The 26,344-nt window shown below is 38.6% G+C and carries 25 protein-coding genes; 3 read left to right on the top strand and 22 right to left on the bottom strand.

The window, feature by feature from the left end:
* Positions 1 to 143: 143 nt before the first annotated feature.
* Together ACO6FI_RS05040 and upp are read left to right on the top strand one after the other, a co-directional pair.
* Positions 144 to 926, top strand: a complete 783-nt coding sequence (locus tag ACO6FI_RS05040) for a hypothetical protein (RefSeq protein WP_485456390.1) — start codon at positions 144 to 146, stop codon at positions 924 to 926.
* 66 nt (positions 927 to 992) lie between these two features.
* Entirely contained in the window at positions 993 to 1,622 is a 630-nt protein-coding gene (gene upp, locus ACO6FI_RS05035; protein ID WP_485456389.1) for a uracil phosphoribosyltransferase, read from the top strand.
* An 85-nt stretch (positions 1,623 to 1,707) separates the two neighbouring features.
* Here the strand turns inward: upp and eno are convergent, their stop codons facing one another.
* A complete protein-coding gene (eno, locus tag ACO6FI_RS05030; protein ID WP_060931843.1) occupies positions 1,708 to 3,006 on the bottom strand; it encodes a phosphopyruvate hydratase in 1,299 nt (432 codons plus the stop codon).
* A gap of 161 nt (positions 3,007 to 3,167) precedes the next feature.
* Here eno and ACO6FI_RS05025 point away from each other — a divergent pair, with 161 nt between their 5' ends.
* Positions 3,168 to 4,223 carry a tyrosine-type recombinase/integrase gene (locus tag ACO6FI_RS05025; protein WP_485456388.1) on the top strand — a complete coding sequence of 352 codons (1,056 nt, stop codon included), beginning with the start codon at positions 3,168 to 3,170 and terminating at the stop codon, positions 4,221 to 4,223.
* Positions 4,224 to 4,234: 11 nt separating this feature from the next.
* On the opposite strand, the gene ACO6FI_RS05020 is transcribed toward ACO6FI_RS05025, so the two are convergent.
* The 21 genes from ACO6FI_RS05020 to rsmB form a co-directional block, all read right to left on the bottom strand.
* Positions 4,235 to 4,513, bottom strand: a complete 279-nt coding sequence (locus ACO6FI_RS05020) for a LysM peptidoglycan-binding domain-containing protein (protein WP_288913229.1) — start codon at positions 4,511 to 4,513, stop codon at positions 4,235 to 4,237.
* A gap of 79 nt (positions 4,514 to 4,592) precedes the next feature.
* Positions 4,593 to 5,054: an SsrA-binding protein SmpB gene (gene smpB, locus ACO6FI_RS05015; RefSeq protein WP_485456387.1), complete on the bottom strand. Its 462-nt coding sequence runs from the start codon at positions 5,052 to 5,054 to the stop codon at positions 4,593 to 4,595.
* Positions 5,038 to 7,179: a ribonuclease R gene (gene rnr, locus ACO6FI_RS05010; protein WP_485456386.1), complete on the bottom strand. Its 2,142-nt coding sequence runs from the start codon at positions 7,177 to 7,179 to the stop codon at positions 5,038 to 5,040. Before rnr ends, smpB begins: the two co-directional genes overlap by 17 nt.
* 51 nt (positions 7,180 to 7,230) lie before the next feature.
* A complete protein-coding gene (gene secG / locus ACO6FI_RS05005) occupies positions 7,231 to 7,461 on the bottom strand; it encodes a preprotein translocase subunit SecG (protein ID WP_040457934.1) in 231 nt (76 codons plus the stop codon).
* A gap of 68 nt (positions 7,462 to 7,529) precedes the next feature.
* Positions 7,530 to 9,014: a bacterial Ig-like domain-containing protein gene (locus ACO6FI_RS05000; RefSeq protein WP_485456385.1), complete on the bottom strand. Its 1,485-nt coding sequence runs from the start codon at positions 9,012 to 9,014 to the stop codon at positions 7,530 to 7,532.
* Between the two features lie 50 nt (positions 9,015 to 9,064).
* Entirely contained in the window at positions 9,065 to 11,485 is a 2,421-nt protein-coding gene (gene pheT / locus ACO6FI_RS04995) for a phenylalanine--tRNA ligase subunit beta (RefSeq protein ID WP_485456384.1), read from the bottom strand.
* A 32-nt stretch (positions 11,486 to 11,517) separates the two neighbouring features.
* On the bottom strand, positions 11,518 to 12,537 hold the full coding sequence (pheS, locus tag ACO6FI_RS04990) for a phenylalanine--tRNA ligase subunit alpha (protein ID WP_485456383.1): 1,020 nt from the start codon (positions 12,535 to 12,537) through the stop codon (positions 11,518 to 11,520).
* Positions 12,538 to 12,611: 74 nt separating this feature from the next.
* Entirely contained in the window at positions 12,612 to 13,889 is a 1,278-nt protein-coding gene (locus ACO6FI_RS04985) for an adenylosuccinate synthase (RefSeq protein ID WP_485456382.1), read from the bottom strand.
* 15 nt (positions 13,890 to 13,904) lie between these two features.
* A complete protein-coding gene (gene purB / locus ACO6FI_RS04980) occupies positions 13,905 to 15,284 on the bottom strand; it encodes an adenylosuccinate lyase (RefSeq protein WP_485456444.1) in 1,380 nt (459 codons plus the stop codon).
* 60 nt (positions 15,285 to 15,344) lie between these two features.
* Positions 15,345 to 16,052, bottom strand: coding sequence for a phosphoribosylaminoimidazolesuccinocarboxamide synthase (gene purC, locus ACO6FI_RS04975; protein WP_485456381.1), 708 nt, complete (start codon positions 16,050 to 16,052; stop codon positions 15,345 to 15,347).
* A gap of 209 nt (positions 16,053 to 16,261) precedes the next feature.
* Positions 16,262 to 16,858, bottom strand: coding sequence for an ECF transporter S component (locus ACO6FI_RS04970; RefSeq protein ID WP_288913247.1), 597 nt, complete (start codon positions 16,856 to 16,858; stop codon positions 16,262 to 16,264).
* 139 nt (positions 16,859 to 16,997) lie between these two features.
* The gene (locus ACO6FI_RS04965) at positions 16,998 to 17,834 is read right to left on the bottom strand and encodes a hypothetical protein (RefSeq protein WP_485456380.1); all 837 of its coding nucleotides are present in this window, start codon (positions 17,832 to 17,834) and stop codon (positions 16,998 to 17,000) included.
* Positions 17,800 to 18,522, bottom strand: a complete 723-nt coding sequence (locus ACO6FI_RS04960; RefSeq protein WP_485456379.1) for an ABC transporter ATP-binding protein — start codon at positions 18,520 to 18,522, stop codon at positions 17,800 to 17,802. The genes ACO6FI_RS04965 and ACO6FI_RS04960 overlap by 35 nt, the downstream gene beginning before the upstream one ends.
* A gap of 26 nt (positions 18,523 to 18,548) precedes the next feature.
* Positions 18,549 to 18,776 carry a helix-turn-helix domain-containing protein gene (locus ACO6FI_RS04955; protein WP_485456378.1) on the bottom strand — a complete coding sequence of 76 codons (228 nt, stop codon included), beginning with the start codon at positions 18,774 to 18,776 and terminating at the stop codon, positions 18,549 to 18,551.
* A gap of 87 nt (positions 18,777 to 18,863) precedes the next feature.
* A complete protein-coding gene (locus ACO6FI_RS04950; RefSeq protein ID WP_485456377.1) occupies positions 18,864 to 19,514 on the bottom strand; it encodes a thiamine diphosphokinase in 651 nt (216 codons plus the stop codon).
* Positions 19,514 to 20,179, bottom strand: a complete 666-nt coding sequence (rpe, locus tag ACO6FI_RS04945; protein WP_485456376.1) for a ribulose-phosphate 3-epimerase — start codon at positions 20,177 to 20,179, stop codon at positions 19,514 to 19,516. The genes ACO6FI_RS04950 and rpe overlap by 1 nt, the downstream gene beginning before the upstream one ends.
* On the bottom strand, positions 20,176 to 21,093 hold the full coding sequence (gene rsgA, locus ACO6FI_RS04940) for a ribosome small subunit-dependent GTPase A (RefSeq protein WP_485456375.1): 918 nt from the start codon (positions 21,091 to 21,093) through the stop codon (positions 20,176 to 20,178). Before rsgA ends, rpe begins: the two co-directional genes overlap by 4 nt.
* Positions 21,086 to 23,224, bottom strand: a complete 2,139-nt coding sequence (pknB, locus tag ACO6FI_RS04935) for a Stk1 family PASTA domain-containing Ser/Thr kinase (protein ID WP_485456374.1) — start codon at positions 23,222 to 23,224, stop codon at positions 21,086 to 21,088. The genes rsgA and pknB overlap by 8 nt, the downstream gene beginning before the upstream one ends.
* A gap of 4 nt (positions 23,225 to 23,228) precedes the next feature.
* Positions 23,229 to 23,957: a Stp1/IreP family PP2C-type Ser/Thr phosphatase gene (locus ACO6FI_RS04930; protein ID WP_485456373.1), complete on the bottom strand. Its 729-nt coding sequence runs from the start codon at positions 23,955 to 23,957 to the stop codon at positions 23,229 to 23,231.
* 2 nt (positions 23,958 to 23,959) lie between these two features.
* A complete protein-coding gene (gene rlmN, locus ACO6FI_RS04925) occupies positions 23,960 to 25,015 on the bottom strand; it encodes a dual-specificity RNA methyltransferase RlmN (protein WP_485456372.1) in 1,056 nt (351 codons plus the stop codon).
* Positions 25,008 to 26,342 (bottom strand): 16S rRNA (cytosine(967)-C(5))-methyltransferase RsmB, encoded by a 1,335-nt coding sequence (gene rsmB / locus ACO6FI_RS04920; RefSeq protein WP_485456371.1) that lies wholly within the window; start codon positions 26,340 to 26,342, stop codon positions 25,008 to 25,010. The genes rlmN and rsmB overlap by 8 nt, the downstream gene beginning before the upstream one ends.
* Positions 26,343 to 26,344 lie beyond the last annotated feature (2 nt).

The raw sequence follows: 26,344 nt of genomic DNA, 5'->3' as shown, positions 1-26,344 counted from the left end.
AAAATTAACTTAATTATATAAAAGTTAAGGTTTAAAATCATTTAAGTATCTTCTTCATTTGTTGTGCAAAATCTAATTTATAATTAATGTTTCTTTTTGCCTGTTTAATGTATAATGTAAGTATCAATCTATATGGAGGGAAAATGAAAAGATTATTTTTATATTTGACAATAGTTGCAATGCCTCTGCTTTTTGCAGGCTGTAAAAAGGCTGATACTACAGACTTAAAAAGTATTATGACAACCGAGGCAAACGGAGCCATGTCTCCTACCACAGCATCGGCCGATGAAAGTAAAACCGCTACCGATAACAAAAAACCTACCGCTGAAGCTAAAAAGGGTATCACCGAACAGTCACAAAGTTTTTCCAAGGATAAAAGTGAGATATCCTATCCTAAGCTTACAGGAAGCAAGGATGATACTTCTCTGAACACTATGATTTCAGATAATGCCAAGCTTGGATTAAGTACATTTGCAAAAGCACCCGACTCCGATGTAGAGATCAAATACAATATAAAGAATCAGAGCGGCAAGAGAATGAGTATTGTATACACAGGAAAAAGCGGTGACAACAATATTATTTTTACAAACAATATCGACCTTGAGAGCGGAAAGAGTATCGGACTTTCAGACTTTGCGGATCCGCTTACAATCGCAAACTATATACTCTCAGATGATGTGGTACTTGAGAACGCTTCCAATGCACAGGCGGCAGGATTTGCAGAGTACAAAAAAACCTTAAGTGTTGACATATTAAAGACTTTACTTGAGGATGCGGACTTCCCGCTGATTAAGGAAAATGACATAAACGAAGGATTTCCTAAGGTATTTTCATATGAAGCCGGAGGAGATATCTTTATAGCAATACCTGTATCGCATGAGCTTGGAGACTATGTTCTTGTAAAGTATTCTCCTGCAACAAAATAATTCTATGTACTTATATGTTTTTTTGAACTATAATAAGGAGAATTAAATTAAAGATTGAGGTGAAAGATGTCAAAAGTTTATATTAATAAGCATCCGTTGGTACAGCACAAGATTTCAAGACTTCGCGATAAAAACACAGGAACCAATGAGTTCAGAGCTTTGGTCGGAGAGATTGCAATGCTTATGGGTTATGAAGCGCTAAACGATCTTCCTACAGAGGATGTTCAGGTGGAAACTCCGCTTGAGGCTTGTATGACAGAGGTGATTTCAGGCAGAAAACTGGCGGTTGTTCCTATACTCAGAGCAGGTCTAGGTATGGTAGACGGTATTCTAAATCTTGTTCCGGCTTCAAAGGTAGGACATATAGGACTTTACAGAGACGAGGAAACCCATACACCTGTAGAATACTACTGCAAATTGCCTAAGCCTATTGAAGAGAGAATAATCGTTGTTACAGATCCTATGCTTGCAACCGGCGGTTCCGCTATAGATGCCATCACACAGATCAAAAAGCATGGCGGAAAGAAAATAAAGTTTATGTGTATAATCGCCGCTCCTGAGGGACTTAAGGCTTTAGAAGAAGCTCATCCTGATATACAGATTTATGTCGGACATCTTGACAGAGAGCTGAATAAAGATGCTTATATCTGTCCTGGACTTGGAGATGCCGGTGACAGAATATTCGGTACAAAATAATTAATTAAGCCGCCTTACGGCGGCTTTTTTAATTTAAAAAAGGCCTCGGGACAAAACCCGAAGCCTCGTAATTTTTAAAATAAGATTATCTCTTTACATTGAATGCCTTGATACCAGGATATACTGCGCTCTCACCAAGTTCTTCTTCGATTCTAAGCAACTGATTGTACTTAGCAACTCTCTCAGATCTTGAAGGTGCACCTGTCTTAATCTGACATGTGTTAAGAGCTACAGCAAGGTCAGCTATAGTTGTATCCTCTGTCTCACCTGATCTGTGTGAAGATATTGCAGTGTAACCTGCCTTATGAGCCATCTTGATAGCCTCAAGAGTCTCTGAAACTGAACCGATCTGGTTAAGCTTGATAAGGATTGAGTTTGCACATCCGTTATCAATACCCTTCTCCAATCTCTCTGTATTTGTAACGAATAAGTCATCACCTACAAGCTGTACTCTTCCGCCAAGTTCCTTTGTAAAGATCTTCCATCCTTCCCAGTCTTCCTCATCAAGACCGTCCTCAAGAGAGATGATAGGATACTTGTCGATAAGCTTCTTCCAATGCTCAACAAGCTCTGCCGATGTAAACTCCGTACCTGCCTTTGGAAGTTTGTACTTTCCTACAGTACCTGTCTTCCACTCACTTGAAGCTGCATCCATAGCGATCATGAAGTCAACACCCGGCTTGTAACCTGCCTTCTCAATTGCCTTAAGGATGAACTCGATAGCTTCCTCGTCACCGCCTGTAAGGTTAGGAGCAAAACCGCCCTCATCACCTACGCTTGTAGCAAGACCTTCCGCCTTTAAAAGTGCTGCCAAGTTGTGGAATACTTCAGCACACCATCTGAGAGCTTCTTTAAAGCTTGGAGCTCCAACAGGCATTATCATGAACTCCTGTACATCTACGTTGTTTGATGCATGAGCACCACCGTTTAAGATGTTCATCATAGGAACAGGAAGTCTGTTTGCGTTAACACCGCCAAGGAATCTGTATAGCGGGATGTCAAGTGAGATAGCTGCAGCTCTTGCACAAGCTATAGATACTGCAAGGATTGCATTTGCACCGAGCTTTGACTTATCCTTTGTACCGTCAGCCTCGATCATAGCCTTATCAACCGCATATGTGTCTGATGCATCCATACCCTCAAGTACATCATTGATAACTGTATTTATATTCTCAACCGCCTTTGAAACACCCTTTCCAAGGTAGCGTGACTTGTCACCGTCTCTAAGCTCAAGTGCCTCAAACTCACCTGTAGATGCACCTGACGGAGCTGTTCCTCTTCCAACTGTTCCGTCTACCAGATAAACCTCTGCCTCTACTGTAGGGTTTCCTCTGGAGTCAAGTATTTCTCTTCCGATTACCTTCTCAATTTCTAAATAGTTCATTGGTAAAACCTCCTTTTGGTCTCATATATCGCTTATCTATATGAAATTAACTGTCTGCGACGATAGTATAATAACACAAATCAGAACATAACTCTATATAATTTTATAGTTTTTTGTTATAATGTGAAAATAACGGTTACAGTATTCATTTAGGAGTGTTTATGTCAGATTTCAAATACAGTGAACAAGTTGATATAGAGAATATCCAAAAGCTTAGAAAGATGCTTTCCGAGCTGCCTGCATTCTTCAAAGATTTCTTTAGAGGTATCGAACCCAGAACCCTTTCAAGAACCAGAATAGCCTACGCCTATGATATAAAAGTCTTTTTGGAATTCTTACTGAATGAAAATCCGAATATCAAAAGTACATACTCCAAAATATCCGACATTCCGCTATCGGTACTTGAGAATTTGTCGGTCACAGATATAGAGGAATTTATGGAGTATCTTAAGTATCGTGACAGTGAAGGCAGGAAAATCTCCAACAAGGAAAATGCAGTAAAAAGAAAGATATCCACTCTAAAAAGCGTCTTTAAATACTTTTATCGTGTTGAAAAAATCAGTGAAAATATTATGGAAAAGGTACAGCTGCCTAAGCTTCATACTAAGGAAATAATAAGACTTGATATAGAAGAAGTCGCTATGATGATTGATGAAGCCGAAAAGGGTGAAGGACTGAGCGACAGGCAAAAGGCTTACCATGAAAAGACCAAGGTAAGAGATGTAGCCCTGCTCTCACTGCTGCTCGGCACCGGTATCAGAGTCTCCGAATGTGTGGGACTTAATATTTCAGATGTTGACTTTAAAAATAACGGAATACTGATACACAGAAAAGGCGGCAAGGAAGTCACTATATATTTCTCGGATGAAGTAAAAGAAGCTCTTCAAAACTACTGTGATGAAAGAGTACTTATCCTTGAAGAAAGCGGACATGAAGGTGCCTTCTTTCTATCCATGCAGAATAAAAGGATGTCTGTACGCAGTGTAGAAAATCTGGTTAAAAAATATGCGAGAATAATAAGTCCGCTAAAAAAGATTACACCTCATAAGCTGCGCTCCACCTACGGCACCAATCTTTATAAGGAAACCGGAGATATATATCTGGTAGCGGATGTGCTTGGACACAGTGATGTAAACACCACCAAAAAGCACTACGCAGCTATAGAGGATGACAGACGAAGAAGCGCAAGGAATGCCGTAAAGCTTAGGGAGAGTTGATCTCCCTTTGCTTATTCTTCTTTATAGCTTACCACTATAAAGCAACCCGGATGTACTTTCTCGGATTCCATTTTGTTCATCCTAAGTACATCTTTAACGTACTCCGCATGTGATACGCCTGTGTTGTTATATTTTCTTGATATACTGTCAAGGCTGTCGCCATACTCGACTTTCACTGTGGTATATCTTATATTCTCTCTATCCATATCAGCTCTTGTGGTATTGGCTCTGCCCAGTAAAAAACTGACTAAAAACAATGTAAAAATAAAAGCTAAAAATAATTTTCTCATATTCCCTCCAAACATTTGTTCTATGTCATAATATTACAATAAGAACATATGTTTGTCAAGAATAAAATCGAACAAATGTTTATCTCACGCTTCTCTTCATTGCTTTTTCTATTTCTCTTTGCTGTGTCTTCTTTGCAAGTGTCTCTCTCTTATCATAGTTTTTCTTACCCTTTGCAAGACCTATTTCCACTTTTACAAGGCTTCCCTTAAGATACACTTTAAGAGGTACTATGGTAAGTCCCTTTTCATTAAGCTTTGCATCAAGCTTTAATATCTCTTTTTTGTGCATCAAAAGCTTCCTTACTCTGAGCGGATCTTTATTGAATATATTTCCCTTCTCATACGGGTTGATATGCATACCCATTATGAAAAGTTCTCCTTTTTCAATCCTTATCCATGACTCTTTTATAGAAACATGACCCATTCTCACAGATTTTACTTCCGTTCCGAAAAGCTCAATACCTGTTTCATAGTTTTCCAAGATAAAATAGTCAAAATACGCCTTTTTGTTATTTGCAATAACCTTAATCCCCTCTGCCATTTTTCTCCTTTACAAGTTTGAAGTCAATTCTTTTTGCAAGCCTGTCAATATCGTATACCTTAACTCTGACTTTTTGACCCAAAACAAATTTCTTTTTTGTAAATTCTCCTACCAGCTCATATCCGGCCTCATTGTATACAAAGTAATCACCTTCCAAATCAGCCATTTTTATAAAGCCTTCCACCGTATTTTCAAGCTCCACAAATATTCCGAAGCCTGTTACTCCGCTTATTATTCCGTCAAACTCTTCGCCGATGTGATTTAACATATATTCACATTTTTTATACTTTACAGTCTCTCTTTCCGCCTCTTCAGCCCTTCTCTCCATCTGAGACGACTGCAAGGCCACGCTGTCCAATATGGACCTATAGTGTTCTATACGCCTGCCTGAGAGTCCTTTTTTTATATTCTCTTTGATTATCCTGTGTATCTGAAGATCCGGATATCTTCTTATAGGTGAAGTAAAATGTGTGTAATATTTTGCAGCCAAACCGAAATGCCCTACACAAACCGTATCATATCTTGCCTGCTTCATACTTCTTAGTGCAATTCTTGATATTATAGGCTCGGCATCACTTCCTTCTATATTTGCAAGCAACTTTTGAAGTTCCTTAGGTGACACCTCATCATTTTTTCTTCTCAGTGTAAATCCGAAATTGTTGATAAATATTGCAAGACTCTTCATCTTCTCAGGATCCGGATTTTCATGTACTCTGTAAAGGAAAGGTATATCCTGCCAGAAAAAATCCTCAGCTACAGTCTCATTTGCAGCCAACATAAAATCTTCTATAAGCTTTGTCGCCGCATTCCTGTCATAAGGCTTTATATCTACAGCCTTGCCGTTTTTATCAAGTATCACCTTGCTCTCAGGCAGATCAAAGTCTATAGAGCCTCTCTTTGTCCTGGCTCCTCTAAGCAAATCTGAAACTTTCTTAAAATCATGAAACAAGTCTACATAATCGGCATATCTTTTTTTAGTCTCTTCATTGCTGTCTGTGATGACTTCATTGACCGCCGTATATGTCATCCTTTCATTTACATTAATAACGCTCTCACAGATATTGTGGCCTATTATATTGCCCTTTTTATCTATCTCCATAATACATGAGAGTGCAAGTCTGTCCTCGCCCTGATTGAGTGAACATATGCCGTTACTTAGCTTTCTTGGAAGCATTGGTATTACTCTGTCTACCAGATACACACTTGTAGCCCTGTGAAGCGCCTCCTTATCCAAAGCGGTATTTTCTTTTACATAGTGAGTAACATCCGCTATATGTACTCCCAAGTGCCATATATTGCCGTTTCTTTCAAGTGTAATTGCGTCATCAAGATCTTTTGCATCCTCTCCGTCTATGGTCACAGTTACTTTATCTCTAAAGTCCGCTCTTCCTCTTATATCCTTTTTTAACACCTTGGTCGGGATACTATTAAGCTCATTTTCCACCTCTTCATTAAACTTTTCAGGCAGTCCGAATGACTTTGCTATAGAAAGTATGTCTACTCCCGCATCCGTATTCTTTCCGAGGATTTCAACCACCTTGCCTTCAGGCTTTCTCTTATCTCCACCGAAGTCCGTGATTTCAACCACTACCTTGTCGCCTGTTTTGGCTCCCTTACCCCTTGTCTCAGGGATATATATATCCTTAAAAAGCTTGGTGTTATCAGGCAGTACAAAACCGAATCTGTTGTTCTTTTGATAGTAACCGACAACCTGAACATTGGCATGTTTTTCTATACCTATAATATGTCCTTCAGCTCTTTTTTCACCGTTTTCCACGTCTATAACCACTTTTACCGTGTCACCGTTCATAGCGTTATTTACATACTCTGTAGGTATAAATATATCCGATTCTCTTCCTTCCACTCTTACGAAGCCGAAACCTCTTTGGTTTGCCATAAATTCACCGATCAAAAAATTATGCTCGGGCTTTCTGTACTTACCTCTTTTGGTTATTTCAAGCTTTCCTTCAAGCAAAAGCTCCTGTAAGACCTCGTTTAGCTCATATCTTTTTGCTTTTTCAATACCGAAGAAGGTCGCCAGCTCCTTTGCCTTCATAGGTACATACATCGGACTTTCTACAAAGTCCATAATTACTTTTTTTCTGTTCTCTATAATGTTATACATGTCTACCCTTATAAAACTTATAATAAAAAGCACTCGTGTGAGTGCTTTTTATTATTTAACAATATTTAATACTAATGATAAAATCAAAAACAGTGCCGCAGCCACCTTGGTAAGCTTCTCAAGCAAACCTTCTACTGAACGTCCTCTGTTCTTACCCCAATATGTATCTGCGATACCGCCTATTGAGCCAAGTCCCTGCTCGTTACCCTCCTGAAACAGTACCACTGCAGTCAGGAAAACACACACTAAAATAAATATTATTGAAATCAACTTATTTAACATATCTACACTCCATTTTATACAAAACTGTTTTTATAATATCACTAAACCATAACTATTGCAAGCAAAGATTACTCTATCTTCACACTGCTTCCGGTTTTACTCTTAACATCTGTCTGTAAAGACTCGTTACCGTCCACAACTTTTACATTTGCACTGTTACTTATCCAAGTATTCGGCAATATCTCATAGGAATATTTTACAGTGTATTCGCCCTTTTTCTTTGTATCTACATTGCTTTCGACCTTTATCTTACCTCTGTCTATATCGGTAATTTCACTTCCGTTTTGAAGTTTTGCCGATATCAAATTGTCAAATTCATTCCACTCTTTACCAAGCGCCACCTCGCTGTCATTGCAATCCAGCACTTTTTGAAATTCCACATATACCTTTGAAAGGATATGCCCGTATTTATCCTTTTTTCCAAGGTTCAGTTCAAGTCCGTCTTCATAAATATGCTTTTTTTCGCCCACTATAAAATCATATTTATTCTCCAATGTAAAATCTTTTATAAGTAATGAATATCCTCTGTCCTTTACCAAATCCTGTAACCCCTTTGTATCCACACTTACAAAGGTATAGTCATTTACAAATGCATCTTTGCTTTCATCTAAGCTGAACATTGAAAAGGAAGCCGTATTTGCATCGCCGAATTTATCTATTATATCACTTGGTAATATATCATAGCTTTCCTCGTCTCTTTTTGCTATACCTACTATTTTACCGTTTGCAAAATCTTCCGTTTTCTCACTTCCGTGGCAGGTAGCAATGCTTAAGTCAAGGTTCTTTTTGATAGGGTATCTGTAGTTTATCTTAAAATCAAAATTATTGTCGGTATTTATCTCATCAATAGTTTTTAAATCATCTACAAACTCATCTTTTTTCTCAGGTAATGATTTATTTTCAATGATTTCCATCGGTAAAATACCTTCAAATTTTTGCCCGGCAGATATTTTACCGTCTATCTTGATTGTCTTTACCTTATTAAAGTCAAGTTCATTTCCGGATTTTCTTTGTGCCTCTGTAATATTGCCGCTACCTGTCTCATACTTGATATCCACACCTGTCAAATCTCCCTTAAAGATATCAAGATCCGAGTTGATAAGCCTGATTGTGGACACACTGCCGTCAGTACCTGACGGCATTACTATGTCCACACTTATATCTCTGTCCACATTTGAACCGTTTTCTATATTTGCACAAAAACAGAGGTTGCTGTATATATCCATATCCAAGATATCCGCAAAGTTCTTTATTGTACTTTTTTTATTGTCCTCATCACTTACCGATATAAGTGACATTGCATTGGATCCGTACTCTACCTCTCCGCTCAGATTGTTGAGTGCTCTCAATCTGAACGATGTCTTTACGCCGTTATCATTGCTCTCATAATCCGGATTGACAGGATTTTTAAATATAGCACTTCTTCCTTCTCCATAAGCCCCGGCATCATCTCCAATCAGTAAAGAAGTAAGTAAGATAACAGCACATACAAAAAGGCAAAAATACCTGATAAAAGCTTTACTCTTTTTTTTCCTTCTCCTACTTCTACCCATTTTTTCTCACTTTTCAAAAAACAATACCGCTAAAGACTCATGTAAAAGACTTAAGATCTGATTTTTATATTCTTAGCCTCAAGCTTATTTAAAATCTTATCCATAACCTCGTTCACCTCGGTATCCAGAAGAGTTCTCTCCTTATTTCTGAATGTCAGTGAATAAGCCACAGACTTAAATCCCGCTTCTATCTGGTCACCCTCGTATATATCGAATAATTTGAATGACTCAAGGTTGTTTCCTCCGTTTTGCTCGATAACATCCTCTATCTCGCCGACTAAGATATTTTTCGGCACTACAAGTGAAATATCTCTTGATGTTGCAGGGTATTTTGCTATTCCCGTATACTTTATATCAAAGTTTACAAAAGGAATAATATTCGGCAAATCAAGCACTGCAATATATGTTCTCTCACCGAGCTTATAATTCTCACAAACACTCGGATGTACCTCGCCCAAGTATCCGATGCGTACACCGTCAAGTATTATATCGGCCTTTCTTCCCGGATGTAGAAACTCTTCCTTACAGCTTGGGTCATAGTTAAGTTTTGCATCAATTCCTATAGTTGTAAGGAATTCCTCCACAACTCCCTTCATATCAAAGAAATCTTCTTTTCCGTAGAATCCGAGAACGAACTGCATTCTCTCGTCAGGTAATTCCTTTAGCGGAAGTTCCTTAGGAATATAGATGTTTGCAAGTTCGAAAAGATGAACATCCTTATTTCTTCTGTTGTAGTTGGTTGATAAAGAATTCAAAATGCCGTTTACAGCCTGAGTTCTCATCATCCTGAAGTCCTCACCGAGAGGATTTGAAATCTCAATAGCTTTTCTGTAGTGACTGTCCTTTGAAAGGTTCAGCTTATCAAATACCTTGGCACTTTCAAATGAATAGTTCATCGCTTCAGAAAATCCCAAGAATTTTGCAACTTCTCTTGCAATCTCTTCTATCTCAAGCTTTAAATTGATTCCGCCTATAGTTGCACTTGATTTCGGCAATGTGGTAGGTATCTTGTCGTATCCGAAGAATCTTGCAACTTCCTCTGCAAGGTCTGCCATAAAGTGAATATCCTGTCTGAAGGTCGGAGCCACTATCTCATCAGTCTCTTTATCATATTTTAACTCAATTCTGTCAAAGATTTCAAGCATCTCTTCTTTTGATATATTTGTTCCCAGTAACTTGTTAATCCTGTCAGGCTCAAATTTTACCCTTGATTCCACAACCTTTACAGGATATACATCAACACATCCTCCTACAACTTCACCTGCACCGAGCTCTTCCACCAAAGAACAAGCTCTCATCATAGCATCATATGCATTGTTCGGGTCAAGTCCTTTTTCAAACTTACCTGACGAGTCTGTACGAAGTCCGAGTCTCTTTGATGAAAGTCTGATATTTGTACCGTCAAATGTAGCACACTCAAATACCATTGTAGATACATCATCTGTAATCTTTGAGTTTTCACCGCCCATGATACCTGCAATTGCCACAGCCTTTTTTGCATCATTTATCATAAGAATGTCTTTGTCAAGCTTTCTTACAACTCCGTCAAGTGTCTCAAACTCTTCCCCGTCTTTTGCTCTGTCAACTACTATCTTATGTCCTTCAAGTAAGTCATAGTCAAAGGCGTGCATAGGTTGTCCGTACTCTTCCATTACATAGTTTGTAATATCAACTATATTGTTTATAGGCCTTATACCTACGGCACGAAGTCTCTCCTGCATCCAGGCAGGTGAAGGTGCAAGCTTGATATTTTTTACAACTCTTGCAACATATCTCTTACAAAGCTCATTATCTTTTACTTCAACGCTCAGATATTCGGCTACATTCTTACTGTTTCCGGTTTCATTTACCTTCGGTAATACAAACTTTTTCTTAAATGTAGCTGCGGCCTCTCTTGCAATTCCTATTACACCGTAGCAATCCACTCTGTTTGATGTTATTTCATACTCAAATACGGTATCTCTGAGTCCTAAAAGCTCTATAGCGTCGCCTCCTACCTTTGCATCCTTTGGCAGAATATAGATTCCGCTCTCAGGTGCGTCAGGGAAGTAGTTTTTGTCCTGTCCGAGCTCGTCAATAGAGCACATCATTCCAAGTGACTCCACTCCGCGAAGCTTACCCTTTTTTATCTTTATTCCGTTCTCAGGTAGAGGGCCGCCGTCATGTCCGCCTGCCACCTTTCCTCCGTCAAGTACTACAGGAACTTTATCTCCTACTGAAACATTAGGCGCTCCTGTAACTATCTGTATTTTCTCATTGCCTACATCCACCTGACAAATAATAAGTTTATTTGCATCGGGATGTTTTTCTATCGAAAGTATCTCACCTACAACTATCTTTTCAAGATTTTTATCTAAATTCTTATAACCCTCTACCTTGGTTCCGGTTAGAGTCATTGCATCTGTATATTCACTTGGTGTCACATCCAAGTCAGGCACATATGCCTTTACCCATGATAATGCTGTATCCATTCTTTACCTCTGCTCTATGTATATTTTGTTGACTAAAACTGCTTTAAAAATCTGATATCGTTCTCGTATAAGAGTCTCATATCGTCTATCTCATACTTTAAGAGTGCAATTCTCTCAAGTCCGATACCGAATGCAAAGCCGTTATACTCATTCTTATCAACTCCACACATATCAAATACATGAGGATGTACCATTCCACAGCCAAGTATCTCTATCCAGCCACTGCCCTTACAAAATCTGCATCCGCTTCCGTGACATTTAAAACAGGTCACATCCATCTCCGCACTCGGCTCTGTGAAAGGGAAATGGTGAGGTCTGAACTTAACCTTTGTTTCTTCTCCAAAAAGTTTCTTTGCAAAGACTTCAAGTGTTCCCTTAAGGTCTGCAAATGTAATGTCCTTATCTACAATAAGTCCCTCTATCTGGTTAAATGTAGGTGAATGTGTAGCATCCACCTCGTCTGAACGGTATACTCTTCCCGGGCTTATCATCTTTATAGGAAGCTTACCCGTCTCCATAATTCTTGCCTGTACAGGTGATGTCTGTGTACGAAGTACTATATCCTTTGATATATAGAAGGTATCCTGTTCATCCTTTGCAGGGTGATTTGCAGGTATATTAAGCTTTGTAAAGTTGTACTCGTCAAACTCTATCTCAGGTCCTTCGACCACTTCATAGCCCATATTTGTAAATATTTTTTCAACTTCATGTAATGCAATTACATTCGGATGGCTGTGTCCGAACTCTCTTTTGTTGGCAGGTAGTGTAACATCTATGGTCTCAGCCTGCAGTCTTGCCTTAAGTGCAAGTTTTGAAAGCTCGTTTCCTACATTTTCAAGTGTATTTTCTATAGCCTCTCTTGCTTCATTCACTACTTTACCGAACTCCGCTCTGTCCTCAGGAGCTATATTCTTCATATTTTTAAGAAGTGCGGTAAGCTCTCCTTTTTTACCGAGATATGCTACTTTCAGCTCGTTTAATCTTTCTTTATTCTCTGCACTGTTTATCTTCTCTAAAGCTTCCTTTTGAAGCTTCTCTATTATGTCTATCATTATTTCTCCTTACTTAATGCATAGTCAAGCCCCATATCAGTTTATGCTGATATGGGGCAAATCACTATTTGGGCTTATCTATAGATAATATCATCTCTGCCCGGGCCGTTGCTTACCAATTTTACAGGCACTTCAAGTTCTTTTTCTATAAACTCGATATATTTCCTACAATTCTCAGGCAACTTATCATATTCCTTTATGCCTCTGATATCACATTTCCATCCCGGAAGATATTCATATACAGGCTTTGCAAGCTTTAAGTTGTTTGTCGTAGGGAAATCCCTTGTAATCTCACCGTTTATATCATAGCCTACACATACCGGAATCTCATCAAGATATCCGAGTACATCAAGTACTGTAAGAGCAACCTCTGTAGTACCCTGTATTCTTACACCGTATCTTGAAGCAACAGCATCAAACCATCCCATTCTTCTCGGTCTTCCTGTGGTTGCACCGAACTCACCGCCGTCGCCGCCTCTTCTTCTAAGCTCGTCGGCTACAGCTTCATCCAAAATTTCACTTACAAACTCTCCCGCTCCTACTGCAGATGAGTATGCTTTAACCACTGTTGTGATATCACTTATTTCATATGGCGCTATACCTGCACCGATTGCACCGTATGCCGCCAATGTGGATGATGATGTAACCATAGGGTAGATTCCGTGGTCAGGGTCTTTAAGTGAACCCAGCTGTCCCTCTAAAAGAATACTCTTACCCTCTTTTATTGCCTTATATAAATATGCACTTACATCACATACAAAAGGCTCTATCATATCTCTGTACTCGTGAAGTGTATTCATAAGTTCGGTTTTATCAAGCTCAGGCATATGATACAGATGCTTAAACATTACATTCTTAAGTGTGCAGATTTTTTCAACTTTTTCTTCAAGTATCTCATCGTCAAACAGCTCGCTTACCTGAATACCGATTTTTGCAAACTTATCTGAATAAAAAGGAGCTATTCCCGACTTGGTAGAGCCATATGCCTTTCCGGCAAGCCTTGCTTCCTCATAGGTATCTTGCAAAATATGATACGGCATCAAAAGCTGTGCTCTGTCGGATACCAAAATCCTAGGCCTCGGAACACCTTTTTCTACTATTTCATTTATTTCCTTAATCAAATATGGAATATTAAGTGCAACTCCATTGCCTATAACGCTTGTTGTATGATCATAGAATACTCCTGAAGGCAATAAATGCAATGCAAACTTACCATAATTGTTTATGATTGTATGGCCTGCGTTGCTTCCGCCTTGGAAACGGATAATAATATCTGCCTTTGCAGCCAGCATATCTGTAATTTTACCTTTACCCTCGTCTCCCCAGTTAGCACCTACTATAGCTCTTACCATTTAATTCAATTCTCCTTACACATTTATATCAGCCTTTAATCCCAGAATATCCTTGTATTCATCTAAGATAGGCTTGATATTTCTTTTTATAAAATCTTCCACCTGAACACTGCTTCTTCCGATGTATTTTTCAGGCTTCATAGATTCTTCCAACTCTTCCTTTGAAAGATTGAACATAGGATCGTTTGCAATCAAATCAAGCAGATTGTTGTCTTCTCCAAGTTCTTTTACATTTTTTCCGGCGATCATTGAAAGTTCTCTTATTCTTTCATGCAGCTCCTGTCTGTCGCCGCCCGCTTTCACGGCATCCATCATTATATTCTCTGTAGCCATAAAAGGCAATTCAGCCATCAAATGTTTTTCTATAACTTTAGGATATACCACCAGTCCGTCCACAACATTCAAATATAAGTCAAGTATACCGTCTATGCATAAAAATCCCTCAGGTACGGACAGTCTCTTGTTTGCGGAATCGTCCAATGTCCTCTCAAACCACTGTGTGGAAGCCACCATCATCGGATTCATAACATCGCTCATAACATAGTTTGAGAGTGATGCAATTCTTTCGCTTCTCATAGGATTTCTCTTATATGCCATTGCCGATGAACCTATCTGTGATTTTTCAAAAGGCTCTTCGATTTCTTTAAGGTGTTGTAAAAGTCTGATGTCATTTGAAAACTTATGTGCGGAAGCCGCAATTCCCGCAAGGACATTCAACACCTTTATGTCCACTTTTCTGGAATAAGTCTGTCCTGAAACAGGATAGCATTCTTTAAATCCCATCTTATTTGCAATCATAGGATCTATTTTATCTATCTTTTCATTATCTCCGTCAAAAAGCTCCACAAAAGAGGCTTGAGTACCTGTAGTACCCTTGCATCCCAAAAGCTTCAGATTATCAATGGTGTAGTTTATATCCTCATAGTCAAGCAAAAGCTCATTTATCCAAAGCGTGGCTCTCTTTCCGACTGTAGTCGGCTGTGCAGGCTGAAAATGAGTGAACGCCAAAGTAGGAAGGTCTTTATACTTTAGGGCAAACTTTGAAAGCTCGTTTATTACATTGACAAGTTTCTCCCTTACAAGCTCCAAAGCCTCTTTCATAATTATAATGTCGGTATTATCACCTACGTAGCAGCTTGTAGCTCCGAGATGTATTATTCCCTTTGCCTTCGGACATTGTACTCCGTAAGCATATACATGACTCATTACATCATGTCTTACTTGCTTTTCTCTCTCAATTGCCACATCAAAGTTTATATCATCTTTGAATTTTTTCAGCTCTTCTATCTGTTCGTCGGTTATATTAAGACCGAGTTCTTTTTCGGTCTCCGCCAGCGCAATCCACAGCCTTCTCCAGGTTTTAAACTTCTTATCCTGTGAAAAAATATACTGCATCTTTGCACTTGCATATCTTTCACAAAGCGGGCTTATATATCTGTCTCTCAAACCTGCCTCCTAATTTATTCCAAGTCTTCTGAATACTTCGGCATATGCGTCTTCCACTCCGCCAAGGTCTCTTCTGAATCTGTCCTTATCAAGCTTTTCATGTGTCTGCTTGTCCCAAAGCCTGCAGGTATCAGGAGAAATCTCATCAGCAAGAATTATATCTCCTTTATATCTTCCGAATTCAATTTTAAAATCTATCAGGTCTATACCTAAATTGTCAAAGTAATTTATCAATGTCTCATTTACCTTGAAAGCATATGAAGCAATCTTATCTATCTCTTCCTGTGTGGCAAGATCAAGTGCAAGTGCGTAATATCCGTTGATGAAAGGATCTCCAAGTGCATCATCCTTATATGAAAACTCAAGAGTAGGTGTCTTTAACTTAATTCCCTCTTCCATTCCGAGCTTCTTTGCAAAGCTTCCTGCAGAATAGTTTCTTACTATGACCTCAAGCGGAACTATCTTTACGGCTTTTACAGCGGTCTCTCTGTCATTCAGCTCTTTTATATAGTGAGTAGGAACCCCTTTCTTTTCCAAAATCTTAAACAAATGATTTGTCATACGATTGTTAATCGCACCTTTACCGACTATAGTTCCTTTTTTCTCACCGTTAAATGCCGTGGCATCATCCTTATAAGAAACTATCAGCACATCCGGGTCGGCAGTTTTGAACACCTTTTTTGCTTTTCCTTCATATAACTGCTCCAACTTTTCCATTGTATACCTCCATTTGCTTTCAAAATGCAACATTTCTCTGTCCGCTGTCACATAAAGCGGGCAAACACCACGACTGTATTATATACTACTCTATTGAATGTGGCAATATATTAGGGAAAATACTTACATTCCGTTCATATATTCACACATTAAAAAAGATATTTCCACTTACCGTATGGCAAACGGAAATATCTTTAAAATGAAGTATGCTATTTTATCTTCAGGAATAATCCTGATTTGATAAGTACGGGCCTTAGTGCTGTGTACAGTATTACTATAAGTACTGTACTGACAATTGCATTTATAAGAGTGGTTCCTGCCGCCCATGTAGCCATTATTTTGGCTGCATCGGCCTGAACTCCCAATATATATGTCTTATACAGATATCCTACTATCGGATCAAAGATAACATTAAATCCGAGTCCGCATATTGAAGATATTGCAGTCCACTTTATAATATACTTTGTATCATGACTCTCTGTGATATGAGCAATCTTATGTGCAACAAAACCTGATATAAGTCCTATACAAAGCTTCAATATAAATGTCTTCGGTGCCGATGTAATGTATACAGGATCCAAAACATCCGCTATTGTCATTCCGAGGCTTCCGGCCACTCCGCCATATACACCGCCAAGCAATATTGCCGCTATAACACAGAATGCGTTGCCTATATGCAGCGCCGTCATATCACCTGATATTGTAGGAATCGGAATCTTCAAATATGTAAAGCTGACATAACATAATGCCGCCATAAGTGCCGTTACCACAAGTTTAAATACCGTACTGTCTTTCATTCTCTCCATGACTCTTTCCTCCATGTCTTAAACTGTCATTATTATATAAAAATAGTGGTATGATTAAAACATCCAATCTTGATAATTTCAATCATACCACTTATAAGTTTTAAATATATTTTCCCTGAAATCAATAAAATTTTATTTATTATTCCGGATTCAATTTATTGCTTATAATGTAGTAATTAAGCACATATGATATAATGAGCACTGCTATATTTATAATTGCAATAAGAATCAGACTGATTATTGTACCTGTTTCTGTACTGTAGTAGTCCGCTTTAGCAACTTCGGTAACTATCAGATTTAGAATCCATTCAAAAGCCGCAATTATTCTGTTTATAACTATAAATGATACCACTCCCATAAGTATTCTGTGTGAATTAAACAGCTGACCTATTGATGCGGATAAAAGCAGTACAAATGTTCCGGATACTGTTTGTATCACTGCAGATATTCCGAACATAGTTACCGCCAACACAATTCCGAAACCTGTATAAAAGTATCTGCCCTCAAATATTTGTAACAGACTTGAAATATTGTACATCGCATTTTCAAATCCGTCTTTTGCCACATAATATCCTAAAAATATGATCACTCCCGATATTATGATCATTAAATCAATCAATATCTGTACCGCTATGGCAGGTATTGTCTTGCCTAAAATAAGCTCATTTATACTTAAAGGCAATGTATGTGTAAAATATCCTGTAGACGAATACATACTTTTATAGAATCTGTAGCCTATAAATATGTTCATTCCTATTGCTATAACCATCAGTATAAAGGCGTAAGCCAAAAATGAAATGCTTACCATAAATATAGACCATATGCCTGTTCCCAAATCTTTACCGCCGAAAATCAAAATAGGCATTACGCCAATCAAAAATCCTATAAGAGTAACAAAAAATAATGCTATAAAAGCGACAAGTAAAACCGGACTCATTTGCTTAAATTCGTACTTTATCATTTTGACCGTCATCATACACCTCCCTAAAGTACTCATCTACGGAACATCCCTTTTCATTTCTCATGGCAGCCGATGTCTCATGCAGTATTATTTCTCCATCTTTTATAAAGATTACATCATCAAGTATCTTTTCAACATCTGCAATAAGATGTGTTGATATAATTACCGTAGCTGTTTTGTTGTAATTTCCCACAATTGTATTTAATATGTAGTCTCTGGCCACAGGGTCAACTCCCGCTATCGGCTCATCAAGTACATACAACTTGGCTCTTCTGCTCATCACAAGTATAAGCATAAGTTTTTCTCTGTTTCCCTTTGACAATGCCTTTATCTTAAATTTATAAGGTACCTGCAAATCTTCAAGCAATTTATATGCTATGCCTATATCAAAATCAGAATAAAAACCGGCAAACATCCTCATAGTATCTTCAATACTCATATTTATATCCAAAAAGTCTTTATCCGGCAGATATGATACATATGACTTGGTTACCTTACCGGGTTCATGTCCGCATATTGTTACTATTCCGCTGCTTGGCTTTGTAAGTCCTACCATAAGCTTTATCATAGTGGTCTTTCCGCTTCCGTTCGGACCAAGCAAGCCCACTATCTTTCCGCTCTCTATGTTAAGATTGATATTTTTGAGTGCCTGTTTTGCACCGTAACTCTTATTTACACTTTTTAAATTCACCGAATCAAACATAAAACTACCGTCTCCCCAATACAATATCAGTCCAAATATTTTTTGAAGCCTTCCTCACTCATATCGGCTCTTTTTGCCGCTTCACTAACACTTATTAAGCCGTCTTTAAGTAATGAAACCAGACTGCTTAACACACCTTCCGCTCTTCCTTCTTCTATACTCTTTTCCATTCCTTCTCTCATGGCCGCTTTCATAGACTCTCTGTCAACTTCTTCTCGCAGCGCTTCATATACTCCTCTTAATGCCTCTGTCATCTTTTCTCCCTTCGTTTTTCTGTTAAATCTAAGTTTCATCTCCGATGTTACAGGAAATTTTAATCTGAAAAACAATAAATTTTATATTTAATCTCTGCTCTCCACCACCAGTATCTCACCGTTAAATATAGCACTCATATAGTCATCCACTATCTCATTGCTGATAAACAGGCTTGGATTTTCTATATTGTCAAGATATTTGTTTTCTACAGGATATGCAACTCCGGTAAGAGATTCTATAAATACCTTTTCTTTCACGGCAAAAAAGCTTATATACTTGCCCCACACCGAGCGCTTCTCCAAAATAAAAGGATTTGACTTTACATATATCCTGTTGCATCTGTCAACGACCGTTATATCCACTCCCAGTTTTTTGTACTTTCTGAGCAGTAAAATATTTGCAAATGTGTGGTCAAATCTTCTGCCAAGTGCTCCGAAAATTACTATTTCAGTTATATTTCTTTTGTATGCCCAGTCTATTGCAAGCTCAGTATCGGAGAAATCTTTAACCGGATTATGTCTTACTATTTCAATGCCCGAACCGGCATAGTACTCAAGTCTCTTTTCATCCGCCAATGTATCAAAATCTCCGACCATTACATTTGGCAACTTACCTATCTCTTCAAGCTTTTTAACAGCCGCATCAACACTTATAACAGTCGTATATTTATTTTTACTTATATATGACTCAAGCAGTGATAAATCAATATCACCGCCTGTAACAATTATTGCGTTCATTAAACTTTATGCCTTTCCATTGCATTTCTCAAATCAAGGATATTCTTCAAAATATCTCCTTTAAATACGGAAGAACCTGCAACAAACTCATCCACACCGGCGTATGAAAGTTCCTTTATATTGTCAACGCCGACACCGCCGTCCACCTGTATTATAAGATTCTTATTTTTTTCATCCCTAAGTTTTGACAACTCTCTTACCTTCTCAAGGCTGTAAGGAATAAACTTCTGTCCTCCAAACCCCGGATTCACACTCATTATAAGCACCATATCTACTTCACTGATGATATTTTGTAAAAATGAAACCGGTGTTGCCGGATTTATGGCAATACCGCTTCTAAGTCCGAAGGACTTTATCTGTGCGATACATCTGTCTATATGCTTACAAGCCTCGAAGTGTATTGTAATGCCGTTTGCACCGCTCTTATAAAAATCCTCTATATACCTTTCAGGATTTTCCACCATCATATGCACATCAAATAAAAAGTCTACAGACTTTCTTAGTGAGCTTATAACAGGCATACCGAATGAAATACTCGGCACAAACATTCCGTCCATTACATCAAGGTGCAAAACCTCTATATCTCCTTTTTTAAGCAGTTCAAGCTGTGACGACAAATCAAAAAAATTTGCAGCAAGCAGTGAAGGTGCAATATTCTTTTTCAATATTTTCTCCTTTCAGACAGTTCCTCATACATCTTCTTATAGCTCTGATATCTTATCTTGCTGATACTACCGGTTTCTAAAGCTTTTTTAACCGCACATTCAGGTTCATTGATATGTACACAGCCTGCAAACCTGCACTTTCCCTCATACTTATCAAACTCATGGAAATGAAATCTGAGCTCTTCTTTATCAAAGGTAGGAGACTCAACACTTGTAAATCCCGGCGTGTCAAAAACAAATGTGTTAGCATCAATCATAAAAAGCTCGGAATGTCTGGTAGTATGTCTGCCTCTTTCTATCTTCCTGCTGACGGTATTGGTGTCCATATTTGCCTTAGGTGCAAGTATATTGGTTATAGACGACTTACCGACTCCCGACGCTCCCGCAAGTACACTGACTTCACCCTTTAGAGCCTCTCTAAGCTCATCAAGTCCGCCTTCAGTCTTAGTTGATGCCATAATATTTTTAAATCCGGCATTTTCATAAATTTCAGCGTACTCTATAGCTTTAGCTTCATTCAAATCGCTCTTATTCCAACATATATCCACTCTTATCCCCGCATTTGACATATTTATCAAATACTTGTCCAGATAGTAGAATGCCGGCGACGGAGATTCCACCGCCAAAACAAGCACTACCTTATCAATATTTGCCACCGCTGGCCTTATCAGGGCATTTTTTCTTTTATGAATCTTTACAACATTTCCTTCAAGATCCTTGGTATGGGTAATCTCAAAATCCACATTGTCTCCGACAAGCGGCTTCATACCGATATTTCTGAAAATACCCTTCGCCTTACAGGAAAAAATTTGCCCTTTTCTCTCGCACTCATCAAGTATTATACAGTAATAAAAACCTGCAATGCCCTTTATTATCTTTGCAAAATAAACTTTGCCTTCATCCAAATTACTCAACTCTAAAGAACTCCACCGTATATGACTTCAATACTTCTCCGCTATCCACATTTACAATCTCAACCTGTCCCTGGTCCACACCGTTTGCACCTACAATAGTCCTGAACCTTACAGGAAGTATAGTATCACCCGTTACGGTTCTTGCATCCATAAGTGTGGAATATACATCACTGCCGTTTACAGTCTGCTTAAGTCTTATCATAACCTTTACACTGGTAAGTCCCGAGCTTGGTCCTATAACATCCTGCAACGAATAGTTTGTATCGATTGAACCTACATATCTGTAATTTGCCGCTGCACTTGCAGGTGCCACAGTTGCTTTGGTAGGCTGTGTCTGCTGCTGTTCATTTGTACTTTGACTTGACTGCTGTTCACTGCTTGCCTGAGTTGTCTCAGGTGCAACACCGTTACTTACCGCATAGTCTACGCTGCTTCCGCTGTCCACGCTTGAACCTGCCGCAGTCGACTGACCTATTATAACTCCCTTTGCTACGGTCGCACTGTGTTGTTCGGCTTTTTTACCAAGTATGAGACCGTTTGTCTCAAGCAAAGTCTTAGCCTCCGACTCGCTCATGCCTGTGATATTAGGAACCACCACCTTCGTCACCTTCTTGCCACTGCTTACGGTAAGAGTCACTCTTTCACCGTTCTTAGGTTTTGTAGGTGCATATGATATAACTGAGCCCTTCGGAACAGTATCTGAAGGTTCTTCTTTAGTATCTGTAGAGAATCCGTTTTCCTTTAACAAACTTTCCGCACTCTCCTTTGTCTTACCTACAAGGTTTAACTTGGATATATCAAATGCGTCCGAACCCAGACTTATTACCACACTCACCTTTGAATACTTTGATACCACCTCATCGGCCTTAGGCTCCTGTGATATAACATTGCCCTTTTCCACAGTATCCGAGTACTCACTTGACTTTACCTGCATCTGAAGATTGTTATCGGAAAGCTTCTTATCGGCCATCTTCTCCGACAGTCCCACTACATCAGGCATTTTTGTCTGTGTGGAATCAAGCTTACTCTGTGAAGTGTCGGAACCCTTACCTCCGAATACTCCTGTAAATCTGCCTACAAAGAACACCAAAAGTACCACAATGATTACCGCTATGACAACACCTGCAACGGACATAATCTTGTCCATCTTTTCATCTTCTTCATCATAGTCGTCATCGTCGTCTTCTTCCTCTTTGTCTCCTCTTTCGTACTCATCATCACTCATATCGTCAATCGGCTCCACCCTACTGAGCATTGCGGTATCCTCAGCCTTAATTATCTTTGTGGAACCGCTTATCTCATACGGTGTATCAGGATTCAAAAGCACATTTTCAAGGTCGTCAAGAAGCTCCGTAATATTTTGATATCTGTTGGCAGGGTCCTTCTTTGTACACTTTAATATAATTCTTTCAAGGTTAGGTGAAATCTTATTATTGTATACACTCGGAGGTGTCATAGCCTGCTCAAGATGTGCAAGTGCCACCGCTACTGTAGACTCTCCTGTAAAAGGAACTCTTCCTGTAAACATCTCATACATTGTAATACCCAAAGAGTATATATCACTTCTGGCATCGCATCTTCCGCCTCTTGCCTGCTCAGGCGAAATATAATGTACCGAACCTATTGCGTTCGCATTTACAGTCTGCTCGGATACCGCTCTTGCTATGCCGAAATCGGCAACCTTTACTTTGCTGTCATCTGTTATAAGTATATTTTGAGGCTTTATATCTCTATGTACTATATGCTGAGCATGAGCCGTCTTAAGCGCTCTTGCCACCTGTATAGCTATACTTACACCCTCCGTTATATCAAGCTTTCCCTTTATCCTTATATATTCTTTCAGGGTTATACCGTCTACAAGCTCCATTACTATAAAATGGTATCTACCCTCATCCACTACATCATAGATATTTACTATATTTTCACCCAAAAGACTTGCCGCCGCCTGTGCCTCTCTTTTAAACTTTTCAACAAAGTTTAAGTCGGTACAAAATTCATCCTTTAACACCTTTATAGCGACCATTCTTCCAAGTTTTAAGTCCTTGGCTCTGAATACATTAGACATGCCGCCTGAGCCTATCTTCTCTATGATTTCATATCTTCCTTGCAAGACAACTGATTCAAGATTCATAATATTACCTCGCATTCACATCTATAAGCAAAATTGATATATTATCACTTCCGCCTGACAGATTTGCCTCCTCTATTAGTCTTTTTGCACTTGACTCTACACCGGCTCCTGAAGATATTATATTAAAAATCTTCTTATCATCAACCATGTTTGTAAGTCCGTCCGAACATAATAACACATACTCGTTTCCCAAAAGTTCAACCTCAAAGCTGTCAATCAGTACCTTGGCTTCCGCCCCTACAGCTCTTGTTATCTTACTCTTGTTCTCCTTGTACTCGTCACTTTCCCTTGTAATTTCGCCCTTTGATACAAGCATCTCTACAAGAGAGTGATCCTTTGTTATTTGAGCTATTCCGTTCTCATCAAGTATATAACATCTGGAATCTCCGACATTGAAAACATACAATGTATTATCTATTATACTTGCCGCCACTACAGTGGTTCCCATACCTGTAAGGTTCGGATTTTTAATACCCTCCGCATACAAATTTTCATTTGCATACTCTATAGCTTCTCGGATAGCCACCACAGGCATTTTCATTGTATTTTCAATATATGTTATCATATATCCGATAAGAGACTTTGATGCATAATCTCCTGCTTTTTCTCCTCCCATGCCGTCAGCCACAATATATAAATTCGGCAGTACCCCTATCGGTACATCACTTACATATACTGTATCCTGATTTATGAGTCTGATCCTGCCTACATCGGTCAATGCAACCGAATACATATTTACACCTCCAAGCTTTCAGATTCACCGTTCGTCTCGATAAATCTTCTTCTCAACTGTCCACAGGCACCATCAATATCTCTGCCCATCTCTCTTCTGACTGTGGCATTGACACCTTTTTTCTCCAAAAACTCTCTGAAAGCCTTTATCTTAAGCTTATCCGACTGCTTAAAATCCCTCTCTTTTATCGGATTTACAGGTATCAGATTGATGTGTATGTTTCTTCCGTTTACAAGTTTTACAAGTTTTTTTGCCTCCTCTATGTTGTCATTTACTCCCGCTACCAACGAGTACTCATATGATACTCTTCTTCCTGTCTTTTTAAAGTAATAATCACAGGCTGAAATAACATCTTTTAATGCATACTTGTTGGCTACAGGCATTATAGTTCTTCTTATCTCATCATTGGGCGCATGCAGTGAAAGTGCCAATGTTATATTAAGTCCTTCATCTGCAAGTTGCCTTATCTTAGGCACAATGCCGCAGGTGGACACCGTAATATTTCGTTGACTTATATTTAACCCCATATCACTGCTTATAATTCTGACAAATTTTACTATATTTTCATAGTTGTCCATAGGCTCTCCGGAACCCATCACCACTATATTCGATACCCTCTCTCCCAAAAGTCTTTGAATGCTGTACACCTGATCAAGCATCTCACCTGCAGTAAGATTTCTGACAAGTCCGTCCAATGTGGAAGCACAAAACTTACAGCCCATTCTGCATCCCACCTGTGATGAAATACAGACAGAGTTGCCGTGTTCATACTTCATTCTCACACTTTCTATAATATTTCCGTCATACAGTGCAAACAAATACTTTCTTGTATCGTCTAGCTTTGATTTAAAGACCTCCACAGGCTTAAGCTCTGTAAGTTTCGCTTGTAAATTCAATCTTTCTCTAAATACCTTTGAAAGATTCGTACACTCATCAAAGGACTCTATAAGTGACTTATGCATCCATTTAAACAACTGCTTTGCTCTGAATGCAGGCTCACCCATATCCTTTACAAAGGTCTTTAACTCATCCAAATCCATTGACTTTATATCAGTCATTATCTCTCCTAAATACTGCAATGAAAAAGCCGTCGCAGTCATCTCTTCCCGGTATCAACTTAAGATACCCTCTCTTTAATTCCTCCGTATCAAAACGTTCAAGCAAATCGCCTTTTAATCTGCCTGTCAAATCCGGCTGCTTAAAATCACAGTGATTTTTCAAAAAATTTGACACGTTCTCTTCGTTTTCAGCTTTGTTCAATGTACAGGTTGAAAATATAAGTTCTCCGCCCTTTTTTACATACTTTGATACATTGTCAAGTATCTCTTTTTGTAAGTCTGACAGAGATTTAATACCTTCGGAATCAAGTCTGTATTTTATATCAGGCTTCTTTCCGATAATACCTATACCGCTACACGGAAGGTCCGCCAGTACCAAATCACTTTCTGCAAATCTCTCATCAAATACTCTTGCATCCGCCACTACAGGATTTATATTTTTAAAACTCTGTACTCTTACATTCTCTATTATCAGATTGACCTTATTTTCACTGACATCACAGGAATAAATCACAGCTTCACTTTTTAATTCATCAGCCAGCAAAAAGCTCTTTCCTCCCGGAGCCGCACATACATCCACAGCCTTTTTTATATTCTCAGGTACTATAAGCTTAGATATCATTGAGGATGAAACATCGGTAATATAACACTTTCCTGATTTTATTGCTGAGATTTCATCTACTTTATCAAATCCGCTTATATATAGAACAGAGTCGTTAATCTTTGACCTTTCAACCTTGATATTGCTATCTTTCAGTTCCTTAATCACATCCGTAACATCTGACTTTGATGTATTCACTCTTACGGATAAAGGTCTGTTTGAGAGAAAGTACTCCAATGTTTTATCAAAGTACTCGCCTGTATTTTCTTTTATTATATCAAGCAAAAACTCCGGCACTGAGTACTTAATACATTTATCCTCAAAGCTTATAGATTCTTTTTCAGCACTTATCTTTCTTAATATACCGTTTACAAAACCTGTAAGTGCATTAAGTCTTCTTTGCTTTACAAGGTTAACGGCTTCATTTATTATTGCTCTGTCAGGTACTCTGTCCATATAAAGCATTTGATAGATTGCCATTCTCAGTATTTCTCTGATTACAGGCTTAACACGCTTGCCGTTATTATATTTTTTTATAATAAAATCAAGCTGCAACCTGTACTCCACGACTCCGTGTACAACCCTTGAAAAGAAGCCTCTGTCCGCCTTTGACAGATATGAATACTTTTCAAGCGCCATATCTATGACCTTGTGGCTGTACTCCCCTTCAACATCTATAAGCATCAAAGCTTCCAAAATAAGAGCTCTTATATTCGTTTTTTCCATTG

This window comes from Lachnoanaerobaculum sp. (assembly GCF_057250505.1).
This window is presented reverse-complemented; position numbering and strand designations above follow the sequence as displayed.